At 37.4% G+C, this 18,738-nt stretch carries 19 protein-coding genes; 1 reads left to right on the plus strand and 18 read right to left on the minus strand.

Annotation, left to right across the window (positions count from 1 at the left end):
• Positions 1-4 precede the first annotated feature (4 nt).
• The 18 genes from BLT30_RS04605 to BLT30_RS04690 all read right to left on the minus strand — a co-directional run bounded on the left by BLT30_RS04605 (position 5) and on the right by BLT30_RS04690 (position 17,913).
• Positions 5-1,858 carry a CocE/NonD family hydrolase gene (locus tag BLT30_RS04605; RefSeq protein WP_089871830.1) on the minus strand — a complete coding sequence of 618 codons (1,854 nt, stop codon included), beginning with the start codon at positions 1,856-1,858 and terminating at the stop codon, positions 5-7.
• 247 nt (positions 1,859-2,105) lie between these two features.
• Positions 2,106-3,488, minus strand: coding sequence for an NADH-quinone oxidoreductase subunit N (locus tag BLT30_RS04610; RefSeq protein ID WP_089871832.1), 1,383 nt, complete (start codon positions 3,486-3,488; stop codon positions 2,106-2,108).
• 95 nt (positions 3,489-3,583) lie between these two features.
• A complete protein-coding gene (locus BLT30_RS04615; protein WP_089871834.1) occupies positions 3,584-5,077 on the minus strand; it encodes a complex I subunit 4 family protein in 1,494 nt (497 codons plus the stop codon).
• A 2-nt stretch (positions 5,078-5,079) separates the two neighbouring features.
• On the minus strand, positions 5,080-6,993 hold the full coding sequence (nuoL, locus tag BLT30_RS04620) for an NADH-quinone oxidoreductase subunit L (RefSeq protein WP_089871836.1): 1,914 nt from the start codon (positions 6,991-6,993) through the stop codon (positions 5,080-5,082).
• A gap of 8 nt (positions 6,994-7,001) precedes the next feature.
• Positions 7,002-7,334: an NADH-quinone oxidoreductase subunit NuoK gene (nuoK, locus tag BLT30_RS04625; RefSeq protein WP_027384481.1), complete on the minus strand. Its 333-nt coding sequence runs from the start codon at positions 7,332-7,334 to the stop codon at positions 7,002-7,004.
• A 4-nt stretch (positions 7,335-7,338) separates the two neighbouring features.
• The gene (locus BLT30_RS04630; protein ID WP_089871838.1) at positions 7,339-7,836 is read right to left on the minus strand and encodes an NADH-quinone oxidoreductase subunit J family protein; all 498 of its coding nucleotides are present in this window, start codon (positions 7,834-7,836) and stop codon (positions 7,339-7,341) included.
• Complete coding sequence (locus tag BLT30_RS04635) at positions 7,836-8,393, minus strand: NuoI/complex I 23 kDa subunit family protein (protein ID WP_089871839.1); 558 nt, start codon at positions 8,391-8,393, stop codon at positions 7,836-7,838. Before BLT30_RS04635 ends, BLT30_RS04630 begins: the two co-directional genes overlap by 1 nt.
• 92 nt (positions 8,394-8,485) lie before the next feature.
• Positions 8,486-9,550: an NADH-quinone oxidoreductase subunit NuoH gene (gene nuoH, locus BLT30_RS04640; protein WP_089871841.1), complete on the minus strand. Its 1,065-nt coding sequence runs from the start codon at positions 9,548-9,550 to the stop codon at positions 8,486-8,488.
• Between the two features lie 59 nt (positions 9,551-9,609).
• Positions 9,610-10,629 (minus strand): NADH-quinone oxidoreductase subunit G, encoded by a 1,020-nt coding sequence (locus BLT30_RS04645; protein ID WP_089871843.1) that lies wholly within the window; start codon positions 10,627-10,629, stop codon positions 9,610-9,612.
• Positions 10,630-10,671: 42 nt separating this feature from the next.
• Entirely contained in the window at positions 10,672-11,520 is an 849-nt protein-coding gene (locus BLT30_RS04650) for a hypothetical protein (protein WP_089871845.1), read from the minus strand.
• Positions 11,521-11,564: 44 nt separating this feature from the next.
• A complete protein-coding gene (nuoF, locus tag BLT30_RS04655; RefSeq protein ID WP_089871847.1) occupies positions 11,565-12,920 on the minus strand; it encodes an NADH-quinone oxidoreductase subunit NuoF in 1,356 nt (451 codons plus the stop codon).
• 10 nt (positions 12,921-12,930) lie between these two features.
• Positions 12,931-13,440: an NADH-quinone oxidoreductase subunit NuoE family protein gene (locus BLT30_RS04660; protein WP_089871849.1), complete on the minus strand. Its 510-nt coding sequence runs from the start codon at positions 13,438-13,440 to the stop codon at positions 12,931-12,933.
• Between the two features lie 136 nt (positions 13,441-13,576).
• Positions 13,577-14,800, minus strand: a complete 1,224-nt coding sequence (locus BLT30_RS04665) for an NADH-quinone oxidoreductase subunit D (protein ID WP_089872907.1) — start codon at positions 14,798-14,800, stop codon at positions 13,577-13,579.
• A gap of 75 nt (positions 14,801-14,875) precedes the next feature.
• Positions 14,876-15,370, minus strand: coding sequence for an NADH-quinone oxidoreductase subunit C (locus BLT30_RS04670; protein WP_089871851.1), 495 nt, complete (start codon positions 15,368-15,370; stop codon positions 14,876-14,878).
• 7 nt (positions 15,371-15,377) lie between these two features.
• The gene (locus BLT30_RS04675; RefSeq protein ID WP_089871853.1) at positions 15,378-15,938 is read right to left on the minus strand and encodes an NADH-quinone oxidoreductase subunit B; all 561 of its coding nucleotides are present in this window, start codon (positions 15,936-15,938) and stop codon (positions 15,378-15,380) included.
• A gap of 97 nt (positions 15,939-16,035) precedes the next feature.
• Complete coding sequence (locus BLT30_RS04680) at positions 16,036-16,407, minus strand: NADH-quinone oxidoreductase subunit A (RefSeq protein WP_089871855.1); 372 nt, start codon at positions 16,405-16,407, stop codon at positions 16,036-16,038.
• 120 nt (positions 16,408-16,527) lie between these two features.
• Entirely contained in the window at positions 16,528-16,713 is a 186-nt protein-coding gene (locus BLT30_RS04685; RefSeq protein ID WP_089871857.1) for a hypothetical protein, read from the minus strand.
• Positions 16,714-16,782: 69 nt separating this feature from the next.
• A complete protein-coding gene (locus BLT30_RS04690) occupies positions 16,783-17,913 on the minus strand; it encodes a GNAT family N-acetyltransferase (RefSeq protein ID WP_089871859.1) in 1,131 nt (376 codons plus the stop codon).
• Between the two features lie 111 nt (positions 17,914-18,024).
• Here BLT30_RS04690 and BLT30_RS04695 point away from each other — a divergent pair, with 111 nt between their 5' ends.
• Positions 18,025-18,735 carry a zinc metallopeptidase gene (locus BLT30_RS04695; RefSeq protein WP_089871861.1) on the plus strand — a complete coding sequence of 237 codons (711 nt, stop codon included), beginning with the start codon at positions 18,025-18,027 and terminating at the stop codon, positions 18,733-18,735.
• The last annotated feature ends 3 nt before the right edge of the window (positions 18,736-18,738 follow it).

Below are 18,738 nucleotides of genomic sequence, written 5' to 3' on the forward strand. Positions count from 1 at the left end.
GCTTTTATTTCAAAACATCAATTTCAATTGAGCTGCTATTGAATACTTTTATATGGGCTTTTGTATAATCTTCCTTTGTTGCTTTATAAGGATTTTCAAGGAATTTCTGAGGGTTGATTGCCATCAATGGAAACCATGTGCTTTGAAGCTGGATCTGGATCTTATGTCCTTTTTTGAATGTATGTAAAACATCTTGTAATTTCACATTCACGATTTCTTCTTTGTTAGGGGACAAAGCTTCTGGTTTTTCAAAACTATTACGGAACCTGGCAGGCATTATTTCGCTCCTTACCATTTGATGGTAGTTTCCATAAACTACATTTGGTTTGTTTGGATCTGCTTTTTCATCTGCAGGATAGACATCAATCAATTTCACAACAAAATCGACGTCGGTAGAAGTAGAAGCTATTTTTAATTTGGTTAAAATTTCTCCAGCGAAAGTAACATCATTATCCAGAACATCAGTTGTAAAAGCCAATACGTCTGGTCTGTAGCTTGCGAATCGCTGGTCTTCACTCATATAATTTCTTGGGGTGAAACCATTCATGTCTTTGTAATTCTCACTACTTAAAACCGGTTTGTTTGGGTCGGAAGTATATTCTGAAAAAGCAACCTGATTTAAGATGTTTTTGGCTAAAGCTCCCGAGTTATCAAGATAAAATGATACTTTCTGAGTCTGTTTCGGAGGCCAATTTTCGAATTGTTCCCATTGTTTTTTGCCTGTGTCGAACATATAAGCTTCAGGAAGTTTTGCTGCAGTTTTGGAGTCTTCTTTCAGATAATGATGGAAGAAAGGTTGCTCAATATTTTTCTGGTAAAATGTAGCAATGCTGTCTCCGAAATAGATATCATTATGAAAGTGTTTCCCATATTCTACATTCCAACCACCATGGGAAAAAGGTCCCATTACGATGGTATTCTTAGCTTTCGGGTTAGACTTTTCTATGGTTTTGTAGATTTCCAGAGGGCCTCGCAGATCTTCTGCGTCATACCAGCCACCGACGGTCATCACCGCATGATTGATATTTTTAAGATGAGGTAAAAGATCTCTTTTTTGCCAGAATTCATCATAGTTTGGATGTTCAACAACTTCCTGCATAAAGAAGTTGTCTTTGTAATACTTGTCAACACCATCTTTCAGTGTTCCCATATTTTTATAAAAAAGATAACCATCATCAGAAGTTGGCTTTATCATTTTATCTGCGAACCAAGATTCTTTTTCAGGCTTAGTTTTATTAACGCCAAATACTGGGAAGGTCTTAAAATAGCTCATCAGAAAAGCACCATTATGATGAAAATCGTCATACCAGAAATCTGAGATTGGTGCCTGAGGTGAAGATGCAACCAAAGCCGGATGATTAGCCAAAGTCCCAACAGCTGTATAAAATCCGGGATAAGAAGTTCCGTATTGCCCAACTTTTCCGTTGTTGTATTGTACATTTTTCACCAACCAGTCAACAGTATCATAAGTATCGGTGCTTTCGTCAACATCTTTCTTTGTTTTATGGTCAACTTGTGGTGTCATATTCGTGAAAGTGCCTTCGCTCATATATCTTCCGCGAACGTCCTGAAATACGAAAATATATTTTTCTTTTTCGATAAAAGGATTGGGGCTTAATTTTTTTCTGAAATTAGTTTCTCCATAAGGTGCAATACTGTAACAAGTTCTGTTCATAATGACCGGATACTTGTTGCTTTTTGAAATATCTTTAGGAATGTAGATGATAGTGAACAATTTTGTTCCGTCTCGCATTGGGATATAAACTTCTTTTTTTGTGAAATTTTCTTCGACTGGATTGATCTGGGCAAAACTAAAACTAACTGTCACAAAACAGAAAAACATTAATAATCTCTTCATTGATAATATATTTTGAATAAAATTAAGTTTTTTGAAGGAATTGGCAGTGAAAATTAAACAAAAGTTTATTATTAAAGTGAAGGTTTGTTTTGTACTGAAATGTGCGCCCCGACCTGAGTGGAGCTCTTTTTCTTTTTTGAGCAAAAAGAAAAAAGCGGGAACGGAGGGCGGATAAAGGCGCCCAAATCATTCATAAAAAAAACCTGACTCAGGCCGAATCAGGTTTATATTTTGTTGTGTTAAATTTCTATAATCCGAAAATTTTAGCAAAAATATCAGGAACAATTCCCATAGAGACCAAAGCTAAAATGATGACCACAGAAACGATATTGTAAGTGATACTAGCTCTTTCCGTATTGTGAAAGTTGTCTTCTTTGTAGAAGAACATTGCGATAATCAGCCTTAGATAATAAGCGATACTCAAGGCTGAACCAAGAACGGCAATCAGAACCAGGAATTCATAATGTCCAGCAACTGCCTGATTGAAGATTCCTAATTTCCCGATGAAACCGGCTGTCAAAGGAATTCCAGCCATTGATAGCATAGAGACCGTAGAAACCACCGCTAATAAAGGTTCTCTTTTTCCAAGACCGTTAAACGCTGCAAACGATGTTTCTTTTTTGATTTTCTCCACCCAGATCAAGCTGATGAAAACTCCAACTGTTGCCAAAGAATATGCAAATAAATAGTATCCTAAGATATAGGTCGAGAAGTTATTGATTCCAAAGAATATCAATGAAATATATCCTGCGTGTGAAACAGAAGAGTAGGCGAGCATTCTTTTCGCATTGGTCTGAACCAATCCCATTACGTTTGCCAAAAGCAAAGTCAGGATGATGAAAACACCTAATATATTGATCCAGTCTCCTGCAATTCCTCCGAAAGCAATCGTCATTAATTTGAACAAGGCGAAGAATCCGGAGATCTTTACGACAGATGCCATAAAAGCAGTGATCAATGAAGGAGAACCTTGATAAACATCAGGACTCCACATATGGAATGGTGCCAACGATACTTTGAATGCCAATGCGGACAACATCAGGATAGCTCCCATTATCAGCATTAAGTTCTTAGGATTGTTGTAAGCAAAATCATGAATTGCATAAAGGTCAAAACTTCCAGCACTTCCATAAACCAAAGCGACTCCAAACAAAAGAAATCCGGTTGCGAATGCTCCCATCAAGAAATACTTCATAGAAGCTTCTGTAGAACGAAGGTCAGTTTTATTAGCTCCAGCCATTACATATAAAGGAATTGACAAAATTTCTATCCCGATGAATAATGTTACCAAGTTTTGGAATCCAAATAATACGATTCCTCCACAAAGTGCAAACAACATCAATGCATATAATTCTGACTGATGACTTCTGTGATTACTGAATGCAAATCCTCCCAAAAAGAATAGAAGAGTAGTGACAACGATTGATACTTTTGTGAACAGAGCCGCATTGTAACTGTAGTCATACATCGATTTGTACTGAGCAAAAAACTCACATTCCGGAAGAAAACTAATTCCCAGACCAACAATCAATCCTAAGATTCCGATGTATCTTGCATATTTGCCTTTCTCGAAAACACCGGAAAATAATACCAGAATTGCCGTAAGGAATAAAACTATTAAAACACTCATTTCTTTATTTATTTCGTCGGAAACCGGAAGCCGATGTCCGTTTTGAATTTTATTTAATATTTCTTTTTATCTGAAAACTGATTTCAAATTTGATTCTAATTCAGCATAGAAGCATAGATGAATCGTACAGAACTTGTTACCATTTCTATAACGGGTTGTGGATACACACCTAAAACAATTACAAAAACTGCTAAGCTTGCCAATACTGTGAACTCCACAGAACTGATATCTTTGGTTGTCGCCAAAACAGCGTCGTCTCCTTTCCCAAACATTGTTTTTCCGTAGAATCTCAACATATAAGCTGCAGCAAGGATCAATGTCAAACCTGCTAAAACTGTCATGATTAGATTGTATGAGAAAATAGATTTCAATAAGATAAATTCTCCGATGAATCCATTGGTCAAAGGAACTCCTGTTGCTCCAAGCAAGATGATCATAAACAAGATGGCGAATTTGGGAGCGACTTTTGCCAAACCTCCCATCTGACGGATATCCCTAGTCTTGAATCTTTTATAAAGAATATCTGCGCAGTAGAACAATCCTACAACGTTAATACCGTGTGCAAAACTTTGGATCATTGCACCTTGAGCACCTTCGAAGTCAAGTCCAACACGCATTGTTACAACAGCCGATGCAAATATTCCAGCAACTATTAGCCCAACGTGAGAAAGAGAAGAATAGGCGATCAATCGTTTGCTGTCATTGGAAATCAAAGCAATCAATGCTCCATAAATGATTCCGATTACAGAAAGAATGATAACGATTTCTCCTGAAATTCCGCCAATTGCTAAAGGTGTAATTGGTAACAGATATCTCATAACACCGTAAACGGCCATCTTCAACATAATTCCCGATAATAACATCGAACCTTGTGTTGGAGAATATGTATAAGTGTCTGGTTGCCAAGTGTGGAAAGGAAATACTGGTAATTTCACTGCGAATGCAAAGAAAATAAACCAGAATATTACCGTTTGCTCGTTTGTATTAAGTGTAGCATTGTAAAGATCTGTCAAAGCAAATGATGCGGCGTGATTGTAAACGTAAATCAATCCAATCAACATAAACAAAGACCCTACGAATGTGTAAACGAAGAACTTGGTTGTGAATTTGATTCTTTTATCTTCTTGTCCCCAGATTCCGGCAATCAACCAGATTGGAATCAATGTTACTTCCCAGAAAATATAGAATAGCAATCCGTCCAAAGATGTGAAAACACCTAACAATCCGAATTGCATCAATAAAATAAGTGCATAGAAAGAATTAGGATAACCTTTGCTCTCATTGTAAGAAGAAAGAATGATCAACGGAACCAAAATGTTCGTCAATAGAACCATCAGCATACTCATTCCATCGATCCCAAAATTAAGACTACTTTTTATATAGCTCGACCAAGGATAGGTGATCTCATATTGCAATGGCGCATCTACTGTTGGATTGAAATCGAAATTTCCCAACATATAAAATGCGATGAACATCTCTGCAAGAGCAAAAGCCAATGCGATATATTTACTGGAAGGATTCTTCCAGAAAAATAGTAAACCCGAACCTACGAGAGGTAAAAGTAATAATGTTAATAGTAAACAGGACATTATTATTTCAATATAAAGTTAACAATCAATACAATTCCTATCGCCAATGACATAATCAGCACATAGTTTTCCACGTTCCCGTTTTGGAGACGTTTCGCCGCTCTTCCAGAATCCTGCGCCCCTAAACCAATAAAATTCACAATCGGGTCAAGAACTGCTTTATCAAACATAGCCGCCGCTTTTCCAGCTTCTTCAATTGGTCTTACAATGCAGGCATTATAAATCTCATCCACGAACAGCTTCTTAGCGGATAATTTTTCCCATCCAGAATATTGTTCTTCCGGAAGTGCTTTTTTCTGTTTCTTAACGTAAGTATTCTTAACAAAAAACCAAACTGTGAAGAACATTAATATCGTAGCACCTAGAAGAATCATTTCTGTGTTGAAATTAACTCCGGAAAGAGTTGCTTCCATTTCACTGAAGCTCTGCTCTGTCAATACTGGTTTCAACCATTCCAATAGTTTTGCATAATGACCATGTCCTATGAAGTGAGGAAGATTAATTAAACCTCCAACAACTGAAAGTACGGCCAAAACGATCAATGGCAAGGTCATATTCACCGGACTTTCGTGCAAGTGATGTTTTTGTTCTTCTGTACCTCTGAACTGTCCGTGGAAAGTCAAATAGTACAATCTGAACATATAAGTTGCGGTAATAGCAGCTAAAATGAATAACATTACCCAATAGATCGGGTTTTTAGCATAAGCTGCAACCAAAATTTCGTCTTTGGAAATCATACCAGATAGTAACGGGAAACCAGATATTGCCAATGTTCCGATAAGAAAAGTAGCGTGTGTGATAGGAATGTACTTTTTCAGTCCACCCATAAAACGCATATCCTGCTCGTTACTCATTGCGTGGATCACAGAACCTGCTCCTAAGAATAACAAAGCTTTGAAGAAAGCGTGTGTCATTACGTGGAACATTGCTGTTGTATAAGCCCCCAATCCTAAAGCAATGAACATGAATCCAAGTTGAGAAACTGTAGAATATGCCAAGACCTTTTTGATGTCGTTTTGACGAAGTGCATAAAAGCCTGCTAAAGCCGCAGTCAAGAATCCGATCAGTAAAATTCCGTCCTGTACTGTTGGCGCTAATGTGAATAAGAAGTTTGACCTTACAACCAAATAAACCCCAGCTGTAACCATCGTTGCAGCGTGAATCAATGCAGAAACCGGGGTTGGTCCGGCCATCGCATCCGGTAACCATGTGTATAAAGGAACCTGGGCAGATTTACCAGTTGCTCCGATGAACAAACTTGCTGTGATGAATATAATCGTTGTGCCATCTAATTCAAAACTTGAAGCATTTTGAGCGACAGAAAGATAATCGATAGCGTTAACATTGGCTGCGATCGCGAAAATCCCGATCAATAGACCAAGGTCACCAATACGGTTCATGATGAAAGCCTTTCTTGCCGCTTTTCCATAATCTTCATTGGTGTACCAGAATCCAATCAATAGATAGGAACAAAGTCCTACACCTTCCCAACCGATGAATAGGATCAGATAATTGCTTCCTAAAACCAAAAGCAACATTGAGAAGATGAAAAGATTCAGATAAGCGAAAAACTTATAGAAACCTTTATCGTGGCTCATATAACCGATAGAGTAGAGGTGTATCAATGACCCGATCCCGGTAATGATCATTACCATCATCAATGATAACTGGTCAATTTGGAAACCAAAATTAACCTGGATCCCATTCACTCTAAACCATTCGAAAGCTTTTACAATAACAGGAGCACTTTCTTTGTCAAAGCCTAAAAATATACTTGCACTGATAACAAACGAAGCGAAAACTACCAATGTTGCTAATCCTCCAACCAATATTTTAGGAAGGTTTTTTCCAAAAAGACTGTTGATAAGAAATCCAACTAAAGGTAAAAGTACGATCGCATAAACTAAATTTTCCATTCCTTTTATTATCCTCTTAATTTATTAAAAATACTTACGTCCACAGATCTGGTATTTCTGTACATCATTGCGATGATTGCCAATCCTACAGCTACTTCTGCCGCCGCAACCACCATTATGAAGAAAACCAAAAGCTGACCGTTGCCATCTCCTTTGTATGCAGAAAAAGCTGCCAATAAAAGATTCACAGAATTAAGCATCAATTCTACACATCCTAATATTACGATGGCATTTTTGCGGATCAAAACGCCTAAAACACCAAGGCAGAACAAAACTGTACTCAGAATAATAAAATATTCCAAAGGTATCTGCTGTATAAATGTATTTACATCTCCTCCCATAATCTTATAAATCTTTTTTACCGATAAGAACAGCACCTACAATTCCTGCTAAAATCAGGATAGAGGCCAATTCAAATGGCAATACATATTCGTTAAACAATAACCTTCCCAGATTTTTGGTCAAACCAACCGAATGGTCGATATTATCCACCACAGTTGTTTTTCCGGAAAGACCCCTATAAGCTCCTAACATTCCTACGAACAAGATGCAAACCGAAATAATACCAATGAATTTCGGAAGGTTCGCCTTCTTACTTTCATCTTCTTTATTAAGGTTCAGCATCATCAGAATATAAAGGAACAATACCATAATGGCACCTGTATAGACAATGATCTGAACGATTCCTAAAAATTGGGCATTGAGAAGAATATACATTCCTGCGATAGAGAACATCGTCACAATAAGTGAAAGGATGGCATATAAAGGATTCCTTGCAAATACAAAGTAAACAGCACTTGAAATTGCTAAAAATGCGACTAAGAAAAATAAAACTTGATCCATTATTTTACTGCCTTTTTTTGTTTCTCAGATTGTCTTTCTGTGATGTCAATCCTTGCATTGATTTTTTCAACCAGCTTTTCTTTACCATAGATAAAAGAATTTCTATTTTGTTCTACATCTACCAATCTGTCTGTGAGATAGATAGCGGATTTAGGGCAAGCTTCCTCACACATTCCGCAGAAGATACATCTTAGCATATTGATCTCATAGATCTCAGCATATTTCTCTTCTCTGTAAAGATGCTTCTCGTCTTTGGTTCTTTCAGCAGCCGTCATTGTTATTGCCTCTGCAGGACAAGCTACGGCACAAAGTCCACAAGCCGTACATCTTTCTCTACCTTCCTCGTCTCTTTTCAAAACGTGCTGGCCTCTCCAGATTTCGGCTCTTGGTTTCTGAACCTCCGGATAAGAATAAACTGCAGGTGCTCCTTTCATCACGGTTCTTACGGCGTGCTTAAAAGTGATTCCCATTCCTTTGAAGATCGCCGGCAGGTAGATCTTTTCCGCAATGGTCATTTCTTTATTCGAAACAACTTTTGATCTGTTAGTAAGTTTCATTTAATATAAGTTAGATGTTAGAAGCCAGATGTTAGATACTAGATTTTCAATCAAATAATCACATCACCTCATTATCAAATTTTCAATTTCAATTAATTTCCAAATGCTAAAATCACAGCACCTGTTGCAATTAGATTTACCAATGCCAATGGAATCAAAGTTTTCCATCCAAGGTGCATTAATTGATCATATCTGAATCTCGGAAGTGTCCATCTGATCCACATGAAGATCAAAATCCCGATGATCGTTTTTGTTAAAAATGCAACAATACTTAATACTCCCGCAACATTTTCTCCCCAGTTATGGGTTACCCAATCGATTCCAGGATAATTATAACCTCCGAAGAATAGAACAACCATAAATGCATTAGAAATAAACATATTCACGTATTCCCCGAACATATATAATCCTAATTTCATTGATGAATATTCGGTAGAATAACCAGTTACCAATTCAGATTCACATTCAGGCAGATCGAAAGGGTGACGGTTGGTCTCTGCCAAAGCAGCAACAAAAAATATTAAGAAAGCTAGTGGTTGATAAAGAATATTCCAGTTTATCCCAGAAATCGCAGGAATGAATCCCCAAATTTTTCCAGCAGATTGAGCTTCAGAAATTGCTTTTAGATCAAGACTTCCTGTCATCATAATGATAGAAAGTAATGCTAATCCCATTGCCAACTCATAAGAAATCATTTGAGAGGAAGCTCTGATCGCACCTAATAATGAATATTTGTTGTTAGAGGCCCAGCCTCCGATCATGATTCCGTAAACTCCAATAGAGGCCATCCCGATGATGAAAAGAACCCCAACATCGATATTGGCAACCTGAAGGTCGTAAGAAATTCCTCCGAAATTCAATGTTTTACCCCAAGGAATTACAGCTCCCGTGATCAATGAAATAAACATCACCAATGATGGTCCCAGAATGAAAAGGAATTTTTCAGCGTTAGCGGGTGTGAAATCCTCCTTAAAGAAAAATTTTCCACCGTCTGCCAAAGGCTGTAATAGTCCAAACGGTCCGGCCCTGTTTGGTCCGATTCTGTCCTGCATAATAGACGCCACTTTTCTTTCTGCCCAAGTAGAGTAGGCGGCAATAGTAAGTGCCAAAAGGAACAGCGCCAATACTAATATGATTTTAAAAGTCAGTAATTCCATATTTTAAAAGTTCAAAATTTAAAGTTCAAAGTTTAAAAAAGTTGAATTTAAATTTTTAATTAACTATCTAATTTTTCAATTTCTTTTTCGTCTGCTACACCGATCTCCTTGGCTTCCGGATTATCCAAAATATTGTAGCTGTCTGTTTTTTTCTCATAATGATTAAGAGAGATCACAGAATGTCTATCGATATGTCTTGGACCTTCGATATTCCAAAGTGCTGTGTCTTTTTTATGGAAACGACACTCATCACAGATCCAATCCTCAACTTCACCGTATTGGTCTTTTCTTGCAGTTACTCTTACAACTGTATCACCCTTCATCCAAAGTACAGCTTTTCCGCTGCATTTTGTACAAGAACAAGTTGCGTTGTAAGGTTTTGTGAACCAAACTCTGCTTTCGAATCTTGCCGTTCTATCTGTTAAGGCCCCGACTGGACAAACGTCGATCACATTTCCGATGAAATCATTGTCCAACGCTTTATTCAACATTGTTGAAATCTCTGCGTGGTCACCTCTGTAAAGGATTCCATGCTCTCTTTTTTCAGTTAACTGATTCGCAGCCAATACACATCTTGCGCAAAGGATACAACGGTTCATATTCAGTTTGATGTTTGGACCGATGTCGTCTGCATCATAAGTATTTCTCTCAAATTCTGTTCTGGTATTGGCAACACCGTGTTCGTAACCCAGATCCTGAAGGTGACATTCTCCAGCCTGATCACAAATTGGGCAATCCAAAGGGTGATTTACCAAAAGAAATTCGGTAACCGCTTTTCTACCTTCCTGTGCTTTTTCAGAAGTCAGATTTTTTACTTCCATTCCGTCCATAACACCTGTTCTACAGCTGGCAACCAATTTAGGCATTGGTCTAGGGTCTGCTTCAGAACCTTTAGAAACCTCTACCAGACAAGTTCTACATCTACCACCGCTGGTCTCCAATTTGCTGTAATAGCACATTGCTGGCGGAACAGATTTCCCACCAATTTGTCTTGCAGCTTCTAGGATAGAAGTACCAGGCAAAACTTCGGTAGTTTGTCCGTCTATGGTCACTTTAAATTTTTTGACTTCTTCGCTCATATCTTATGCTTTTGGCTATATGCGTGCAGCAATAGTCTATTTTTAATTCTTTATTTTTCTATTAAATACGTATCCGATCCCAAAATTGATCTGGTAGAATACGAAGTCCTGACTCGCTTTATCCGGCTTATTATTAAGAGTAGTTTTGATATCCGGCATATTGATATAACCGAATTTTCCTTCTACTCTTGCCATCCAATGATTCCAAAATACCAGGTCGATGTTCGTTCTCGCATCCAACCCGAATCCTGCTAAATGATATCTATCACTTCTCTCATTTCCAAAAAGCTTAACATTACTTTTCGGCATCAGTGCACCAATACCGCCTCCATAAGCCCAAAAGATGTTAAAATCTTTTTTGGATAAAATGTTCTTGTATTTTTCCAGACCCAGATTGATATAATTAAGTCCATCGGTATGTTCAAATGTCAAAAATTGCTCATCTAATAAATTGATTTGACCATTCTGAACCATATTGGCATAAGTTGGATCCGAAAAGTGTCCGTTAATATCTACAGTCTGGTTCTGATCCATCACATATTTCATATGATCCTGAGCAATTACAACAGCTAGATTATCCTTAATAAAATAAGCCAGTCTAAAATTAAATTGCGGAATCGAAAGCCTGGTCGGATCGATGTAAGCCATACTTAATTCAGAAGGTCTGTCTTTTGCTGTTACATTCTGCAAGGTAAAGTCGTAACCATTTCCTTTAAATCTGATGTCAGATTTACTAAATCCTGCTCTATTCCAACCCCAAAAAACGAACATTGTTCCCTTGGAAAACTTAGATTGGGTATATCCGGAATTATCAACTGTGTCTTGATTTTGTCCAAACAACATTGTTGTTCCTACAAAAAATACAAAAACTAATTCAAAGAACTTCTTCATTATTTCTAGTGAATTTGAAAATACAAATTCTATTAAATCTTTATTTAACTGTTACTCACAGCTGGAATAGGGTCTGCATAGTTTGCTATTCCGTAATTTTGAGTTTGGCTCAACTCAGGATTGTTAACGTGCCATTCAAACTCATCTCTGAAGTGTCTGATAGCAGCAGCAACTGGCCATGCAGCAGCATCTCCCAAAGGACAAATGGTGTTCCCTTCGATTTTTCTCTGGATGTCCCAAAGCAGATCGATGTCTTCCATTTTACCTTCTCCTTTTTCTATTTTTTTCAAGATCTTGTACATCCATCCCGTTCCTTCACGGCAAGGTGTACACTGCCCACAGCTCTCGTGATTGTAGAATCTTGCTAAAGTCATTGTATGATTGACTACACACTGGTCTTCATCCAAAACAATAAATCCACCTGAACCCATCATTGTTCCAGTAGCGAAACCACCGTCAGCAAGGGATTCATAATTCATATATCTTGGTTCTCCGTTGATGGTTTTCAGTAATAAGTTTGCAGGAACGATTGGAACAGAACTTCCTCCAGGAATACAGGCTTTCAGCTTTTTACCATTCGGGATTCCACCACAATATTCATCGGAATAAATGAATTCTTCAACCGTAATGGTCATATCGATTTCATAAACGCCTGGTTTGTTGATGTTACCGCAGGCAGAAATCAATTTAGTTCCTGTTGACCTTCCAACGCCTATTTTAGCATACTCAGCGCCACCAATTTCGATGATTGGTACAACTGCTGCAATAGATTCAACATTGTTCACAACTGTTGGTCTTTCCCAAAGACCTTTTACAGCAGGGAAAGGTGGTTTAAGTCTTGGATTTCCTCTTCTTCCTTCAAGAGATTCAAGAAGTGCAGTTTCTTCACCACAAATGTAAGCTCCGCCACCTCTTTGAACATAGATTTCCAGATCGAAACCAGTTCCTAAGATGTTTTTTCCAAGAAAACCCGCCGCTTTTGCTTCATCGATTGCTTCTTCCAAAATATCCGGGATCCAGGAATATTCTCCTCTGATATATATATAGGACGTATTGGAACCTAAAGTGTAGGACGAAATCAACATTCCTTCAATCAAAAGATGAGGAAGAAACTCCATCAGATATCTGTCCTTGAAAGTTCCCGGTTCGGATTCATCAGCATTCACGACCAAATGTCTTGGAACACCTTCCGGCTTTGCAAGGAAACTCCACTTCATTCCCGTTGGGAAACCTGCGCCACCACGACCACGAAGTCCTGAAGTTTTAACTTCTTCCAGGATTTCTTCAGGCTTCATTTTAAGAGCTTTTTCCGCAGCTTCGTAACCACCGTGTTTACGATACGTTTCAAAGTAACGGATTCCCTCTATATGTGCATTTTTAAGTAAAAGTTTTTTACCCATTTCTTTACTATTAATCTAAAGCGATGGCTCCTTGTCTGCAAAGGTCAAGAATCTCGTCAACTTTTTCTATTGTTAAATTTTCATGAAAGAATTTTCCCAATTGCATCATTGGTGCATATCCACAAGCTCCAAGGCATTCAGCTGGTTTCAAAGTGAATAACCCATCTTCAGAAGTTTCTCCATCTTTGATATTCAGTTTTTTACGAATATGGTCTAGGATATTATCACTTCCGTTCAACATACAAGGACCGGTTCTACAAACTTCCAGAACATATTTCCCGACCGGCTTCATATTGAACATCGTATAGAAGGTTGCAACTTCATACACCTCAATAGGAGTGATACTCAATAATTCTGCAACATAATCCATTACTGGAACAGCCAGCCAACCATCAAATTCTTTTTGTGCCAAATGCAAAACAGGAATAAGGGCAGACTTTTGTCTTCCTTCCGGATATCTTGCGATAATTTTATGAACCTGTGCTAAGCTTTCAGGTTTAAAAGCAATTGTTTCGCTCATATTTAAAGATTTTAGATTTTAGATCTTAGATTTTAGATGAAAATCAATGTCTAAAAATCTTATCAATTTTATAATTTTTTATTATTAACAATTTCAGATTAATTTATAATTCATAATCTAAAATTTATAATTTCAATTATGCGTCTAATTCCCCCGCAATAATATTCATACTACACATCGTTACAATCGCATCAGAGATTACAGAACCCTGAATCATTTCCGGATACGCTTGATAATAGATAAAACAAGGTCTTCTGAAGTGTAGTCTGTAAGGCGTTCTTCCGCCATCGCTCACAAGATAAAATCCTAATTCTCCATTTCCACCTTCTACAGCGTGGTAAACTTCGCCTTTAGGAACATCGGTTTCTCCCATTACGATTTTGAAATGGTAAATCAACGCTTCCATTTTCTGATATACATCTGCTTTCTCAGGAAGATAAAATTCCGGAACATCCGCATGGAATGGTCCTTCCGGCAAATTGTCGTAAGCTTGATTGATGATTTTCAATGATTCCCAAATCTCCTGCTGACGAACCATAAAACGGTCGTAAGTATCTCCCGCAGTTCCAACTGGAATGATGAAATCGAAATCTTCATAGGAAGAATAAGGCTGTGCTACTCTTACATCATAATCAACACCTGCAGCACGTAGATTTGGACCAGTAAAACCATAGCTCAAAGCTCTTTCTGCAGAGATCGCTCCTGCACCAATCGTTCTGTCCATAAAGATCCTGTTTCTTTCCAAAAGATTACAAAATTCTTGAAATCTAGGTGGGAAAGTTTTTAAGAAATCTTTTAATAACTCGTGGAACTTGGGTGTGAAATCTCTTTCGAATCCCCCGATTCTTCCCATATTGGTTGTCATTCTCGCCCCACAGATCTGCTCATACATATCGTAGATACGTTCTCTTTCGATGAACATATAGGTAAGACCAGTAATTGCTCCAGAGTCCATGCCTGTTACGCCATTACAAATCAAATGGTCACCGATTCTTGCCAATTCCATTAAGATAACACGCATATAATCTACACGTTTTGGAACTTTGACACCGATCAGTTTTTCTATTGTCATATGCCAACCAAGGTTATTGATCGGAGCAGAACAATAGTTCATACGGTCTGTAAGTGTAGTGATTTGAGCAAAGTTTCTTCTTTCAGAAATTTTTTCAAATGCTCTATGGATATAACCAACAGTCTGCTCTGCGTGAAGGATTCTTTCCCCATCCATTGTAAGAACGTTCTGAAAAATCCCGTGAGTCGCAGGGTGAGTAGGTCCAAGGTTCAGCGTGTACAACTGTCCGTCGATCTGTTCCTTGCTGTCGTATTGGTTAAGTATATTAGATAATGAGTTGTCTTTCATATTCATTATAATTGATAATTGATATTTGATAATCGATAATCATTTATCTCTCATCATTTATCATTTATATTTATCTTATCTTCCAAACATTGCATCGTTCTTGTCAGTTCTTGTTCCGTCTTCCAAACGATATTCCTTCAGCATTGGATGATATCCTAGGTCTTCCATATTAAGGATAGGTCTCAGATCCGGATGTCCTTTGAATTTTATTCCGTAGAAATCATAAGTTTCTCTTTCCATCCAGTTCGCTCCGGCGTATAACTCTACAAGAGAATCAACCTCGATGTTTTCTCTGGACATAAAGATTTTCAGACGCAATCTGAAATTCGCCATCAAATTATGCAAATGATAAACAACGCCTATTTCTTTCTCAGGAGTTTCAGGGTAATGAATGCCACAGATATCAGTTAGGAAATTAAATTCCAAAGTTGAATCTTTAAGATAGTGAATCACCTTCTTGATATCATCTTTTTTGATTTCAATTGTCAGCATTCCATAAGGTTCTGAACTTGAAATTACAGATTCAGGAAATTCTCTTGTGATAGCTTCTAATACAAATTCGTTCGTCATTCTTCCCTTAGTTACTTATGTTATAAGAATCCAATAAATGCTGATATTCAGGTGTATCTCTTCTTCTTATGCTTTCGCTTTCTGCCAAAGCCTGAACCTGCATTACACCTTCGATAATCTGCTCCGGTCTTGGCGGACATCCTGGAACATAAACGTCAACAGGGATGATTTTATCAATTCCCTGAAGAACTGAGTAAGTATCAAAAATACCACCACTGGAAGCGCAAGCCCCAACAGCAACAACCCATTTTGGCTCAGCCATCTGGGTGTAAACTTCTTTCAGAACTGGTCCTAATTTCTTAGAAATAGTTCCGCAAACCATCAACATATCTGCCTGTCTTGGAGAGAAAGAGTTTCTTTCCATCCCAAATCTTGATGCATCGTATGTTGGATTCAATGTCGCCATAAATTCGATTCCACAACAAGAAGTTGCAAACGGCAAAGGCCAAAGTGAGAACTTTCTTGCCATCCCGATCACACTGCTTAGTTTCGTTGCGAAAAATCCTTCTCCTTCATATCCTTCCGGAGCTGGCGCATCTGTTCTTATTACTGGTTTTTTATCTGACATTTTTAGTGATTTTAGATTATAAATGTTAGATTGTAAATTATTGTTAATGTTAACTTTAATTTAGAATTTTGACATTTAAAATTTCTAATTATTTTAATTATTTATCCCAATCCAATGCGCCTCGTTTCCATACATAGAAAAACGCCACAAAGAAAATGGCTACGAATGTAAGAACCGCTAAAAAGCCCTCCATTCCAAATTCTCTGAAGTTGACAGCGTAAGGATAAAAAAATACGATTTCTATATCGAAGAGTACAAACAATACGGCAGTTAGGAAATACTTGATAGAAAAAGGTGTTCTGGCATTACCTTCTACAGCAACTCCACATTCCCAGCTCTGATTTTTTACAGAATTTCCTTTCTTCTGTTGCGGTCCCAAGAAATGAGCGCCCAGCAAAGAAATGATGACGAAACCAAGACCAACCCCTGCTTGAATCAGTATAGGAATATAATTTTCGGGTAAATTCATAAAGTCTAAATTTAACTATGCAAAAATACTAAATAAAGATTTAATATATTAAATTATCGGCCTTATGTAGAGCAGACAAAAGTCTCTTTTTGAAAATTTAGAATTGTTATAAATAAGGATTTATTGGTCTTTCTTGCCTATCTTCTTAAGAACAAGATAAGCAATGTATGCGATGTATAGAAATAATACGCTGGCAAACAAGATGTTGATGACAGTATCTGACCTTTCATCTTTTACGGGTTTGTAAAAATTATAAGCTACGAACAGAATAATCAGACCAGCGTAGATGTAGAGTTGCTTTTTCAATTGGATAGATTTTTAGAGGTCAAGATTTTGGGTTGAATTATGATTTAGTTAAACAACTGTTTAACCAAATCAATCTGCAATGTTCAGCGAGTAAGTTCTTCTGCTTTTATGATGAACCGGATGATAATCCTGCCAAAGAACTTGTACATTCTTGTTTTCTTCTAATTCGGGATTGGTTTCCAAGAATTTGATTCCTTTGCTTTTTAGATTCATTTGTATAGATTTGAAAATCATAGAAGTAACACCACGTCTTTGGTATTCCGGATGGATTCCTATCAGATAGAAATTAGCTCTGTCATTTTTCTTTCCGGCTTGTAAAAAATGCCACCAAGCAAAAGGGAAAAGCTTTCCGTTGGCTTTCTGCAAAGCTTTGGAATAAGAAGGCATTGTAATCGCAAAAGCCACCAAATTATCATTCTCGTCCGCAACACAAGTGATATAATCTTTATCAATAAAACTGAAGTATTTCTCTTTGTAAGATTTGATTTGCTCGTCCGAAATTGGTGTGTAAGTTGAAAGCGATTTGTAAGTTTCATCCAAAAGCTTAAACATCGGTTCTACATAAGGAAGAATCTCTTTTTTGTTATTAAACTTTAAAGTTCTCAATTTGTATTTCTGAGCAATCAAAGCACTGAATTTCTCTATTTTTTCTGGTAAAACGTCAGGGAATTGCAATTCAAATTCTACCCACTCTTTTTCCTTAACCAAGCCTAATTTCTCCAGATGTTTCGGATAATATTCGAAGTTGTAGATTCCAATCATTGTTGCCAATTTATCAAACCCGAAAATCAACATTCCGGCTTTGTCAAGATTCGTAAATCCCATTGGACCTTCGATTTTATCGATTTGATTTTCTTTGGCGAATTTGATAGCTTCGTCAATCAAAGCTTTGGAAACTTCCTCGTCATCAATAAAGTCAATCCACCCGAATCTCACTTTTTTGATTCCTAATTCCTGAGCTTCCTTATTATTAATCATCACCGCAATTCTACCAACGATTTTATCATTTTTATAAGCTAAAAATTGTTTCGCCTGGGAATATTGCAACGCAGGATTTTCATCCTTATTCCAAATGTCTTTTTCATCGTTGATTAAAGGTGGAACAAAATTCGGGTTGTTCTTGTACAATTCCATCGGGAATTTTATGAATTTTATCAAATCACTTTCCGTAACCACTTGCTTTATAATGATGTTTTCCATATTCTTGCTTATCAATAAGACAAAGATAGTTTTTAAGGTAAAATGTGCAATGCTTTGGCATAATTTTTACTCAAAAATCATAGATTTATTTTAATGTAAATTTTATTAAAAATGACTGGTTATTATTTAATTATTGGGATTTCTATGTTGTTTAGCTGGATTGTTTCCTCTAGGCTGAAATCGAAATTCGAATACTACTCCAAGGTCCACCTCAGAAATGGACTTTCCGGAAAAGAAGTTGCTGAAAAAATGTTGAGAGATAATGGGATCAATGATGTTCAGGTCGTTTCAGTTCCGGGACAGCTGACAGACCATTATAACCCAGAAACTAAAACTGTAAACCTCTCAGAAGCTGTTTATATGCAGAGAAATGCGGCTGCAGCTGCAGTTGCTGCGCACGAATGCGGGCACGCTGTTCAACATGCTGTCGGTTATTCTATGTTGCAATTGAGGTCGAAAATGGTTCCCATTGTCAATATCAGTTCAAACTTATTACAATTTGTTTTGTTTGCAGGCATTGCAATTATGGCCGCGACAAGAAGTATCGATAATCCCAATGGAAACACCACTGTTTTAGCGATTGGGGTCGTTCTTTTTGCAGTGACAACTTTATTTGCATTTATCACTTTACCTGTGGAATATGATGCCAGCAACCGTGCTTTGAAGTGGCTGGAATCTAGCGGAACAGTTTCAAGAGAAGAATATGCAGGTGCGGAAGATTCTTTAAAATGGGCGGCCAGAACTTACGTTGTTGCAGCATTGGGTTCATTGGCGCAGCTACTTTATTTTGCATCTATGTTATTAGGAAATAGAAGGAATTAAAAG

The organism is Epilithonimonas hungarica (assembly GCF_900102265.1).
Lineage (GTDB): Bacteria > Bacteroidota > Bacteroidia > Flavobacteriales > Weeksellaceae > Epilithonimonas > Epilithonimonas hungarica.

Coding starts and splice junctions, on each gene's coding strand:
- BLT30_RS04630 (WP_089871838.1), bottom strand. CDS start 7,836: ATGGATCAAGTTTTATTTTTCTTAGTCGCATTTTTAGCAATTTCAAGT.
- BLT30_RS04610 (WP_089871832.1), bottom strand. CDS start 3,488: ATGAGTGTTTTAATAGTTTTATTCCTTACGGCAATTCTGGTATTATTT.
- BLT30_RS04665 (WP_089872907.1), bottom strand. CDS start 14,800: ATGAAAGACAACTCATTATCTAATATACTTAACCAATACGACAGCAAG.
- nuoH (WP_089871841.1), bottom strand. CDS start 9,550: ATGGAATTACTGACTTTTAAAATCATATTAGTATTGGCGCTGTTCCTT.
- BLT30_RS04660 (WP_089871849.1), bottom strand. CDS start 13,440: ATGAGCGAAACAATTGCTTTTAAACCTGAAAGCTTAGCACAGGTTCAT.
- nuoL (WP_089871836.1), bottom strand. CDS start 6,993: ATGGAAAATTTAGTTTATGCGATCGTACTTTTACCTTTAGTTGGATTT.
- BLT30_RS04670 (WP_089871851.1), bottom strand. CDS start 15,370: ATGACGAACGAATTTGTATTAGAAGCTATCACAAGAGAATTTCCTGAA.
- BLT30_RS04675 (WP_089871853.1), bottom strand. CDS start 15,938: ATGTCAGATAAAAAACCAGTAATAAGAACAGATGCGCCAGCTCCGGAA.
- BLT30_RS04615 (WP_089871834.1), bottom strand. CDS start 5,077: ATGTCCTGTTTACTATTAACATTATTACTTTTACCTCTCGTAGGTTCG.
- BLT30_RS04695 (WP_089871861.1), top strand. CDS start 18,025: ATGACTGGTTATTATTTAATTATTGGGATTTCTATGTTGTTTAGCTGG.
- nuoF (WP_089871847.1), bottom strand. CDS start 12,920: ATGGGTAAAAAACTTTTACTTAAAAATGCACATATAGAGGGAATCCGT.
- BLT30_RS04605 (WP_089871830.1), bottom strand. CDS start 1,858: ATGAAGAGATTATTAATGTTTTTCTGTTTTGTGACAGTTAGTTTTAGT.
- BLT30_RS04690 (WP_089871859.1), bottom strand. CDS start 17,913: ATGGAAAACATCATTATAAAGCAAGTGGTTACGGAAAGTGATTTGATA.
- nuoK (WP_027384481.1), bottom strand. CDS start 7,334: ATGGGAGGAGATGTAAATACATTTATACAGCAGATACCTTTGGAATAT.
- BLT30_RS04645 (WP_089871843.1), bottom strand. CDS start 10,629: ATGAGCGAAGAAGTCAAAAAATTTAAAGTGACCATAGACGGACAAACT.
- BLT30_RS04635 (WP_089871839.1), bottom strand. CDS start 8,393: ATGAAACTTACTAACAGATCAAAAGTTGTTTCGAATAAAGAAATGACC.
- BLT30_RS04650 (WP_089871845.1), bottom strand. CDS start 11,520: ATGAAGAAGTTCTTTGAATTAGTTTTTGTATTTTTTGTAGGAACAACA.
- BLT30_RS04680 (WP_089871855.1), bottom strand. CDS start 16,407: ATGAATTTACCCGAAAATTATATTCCTATACTGATTCAAGCAGGGGTT.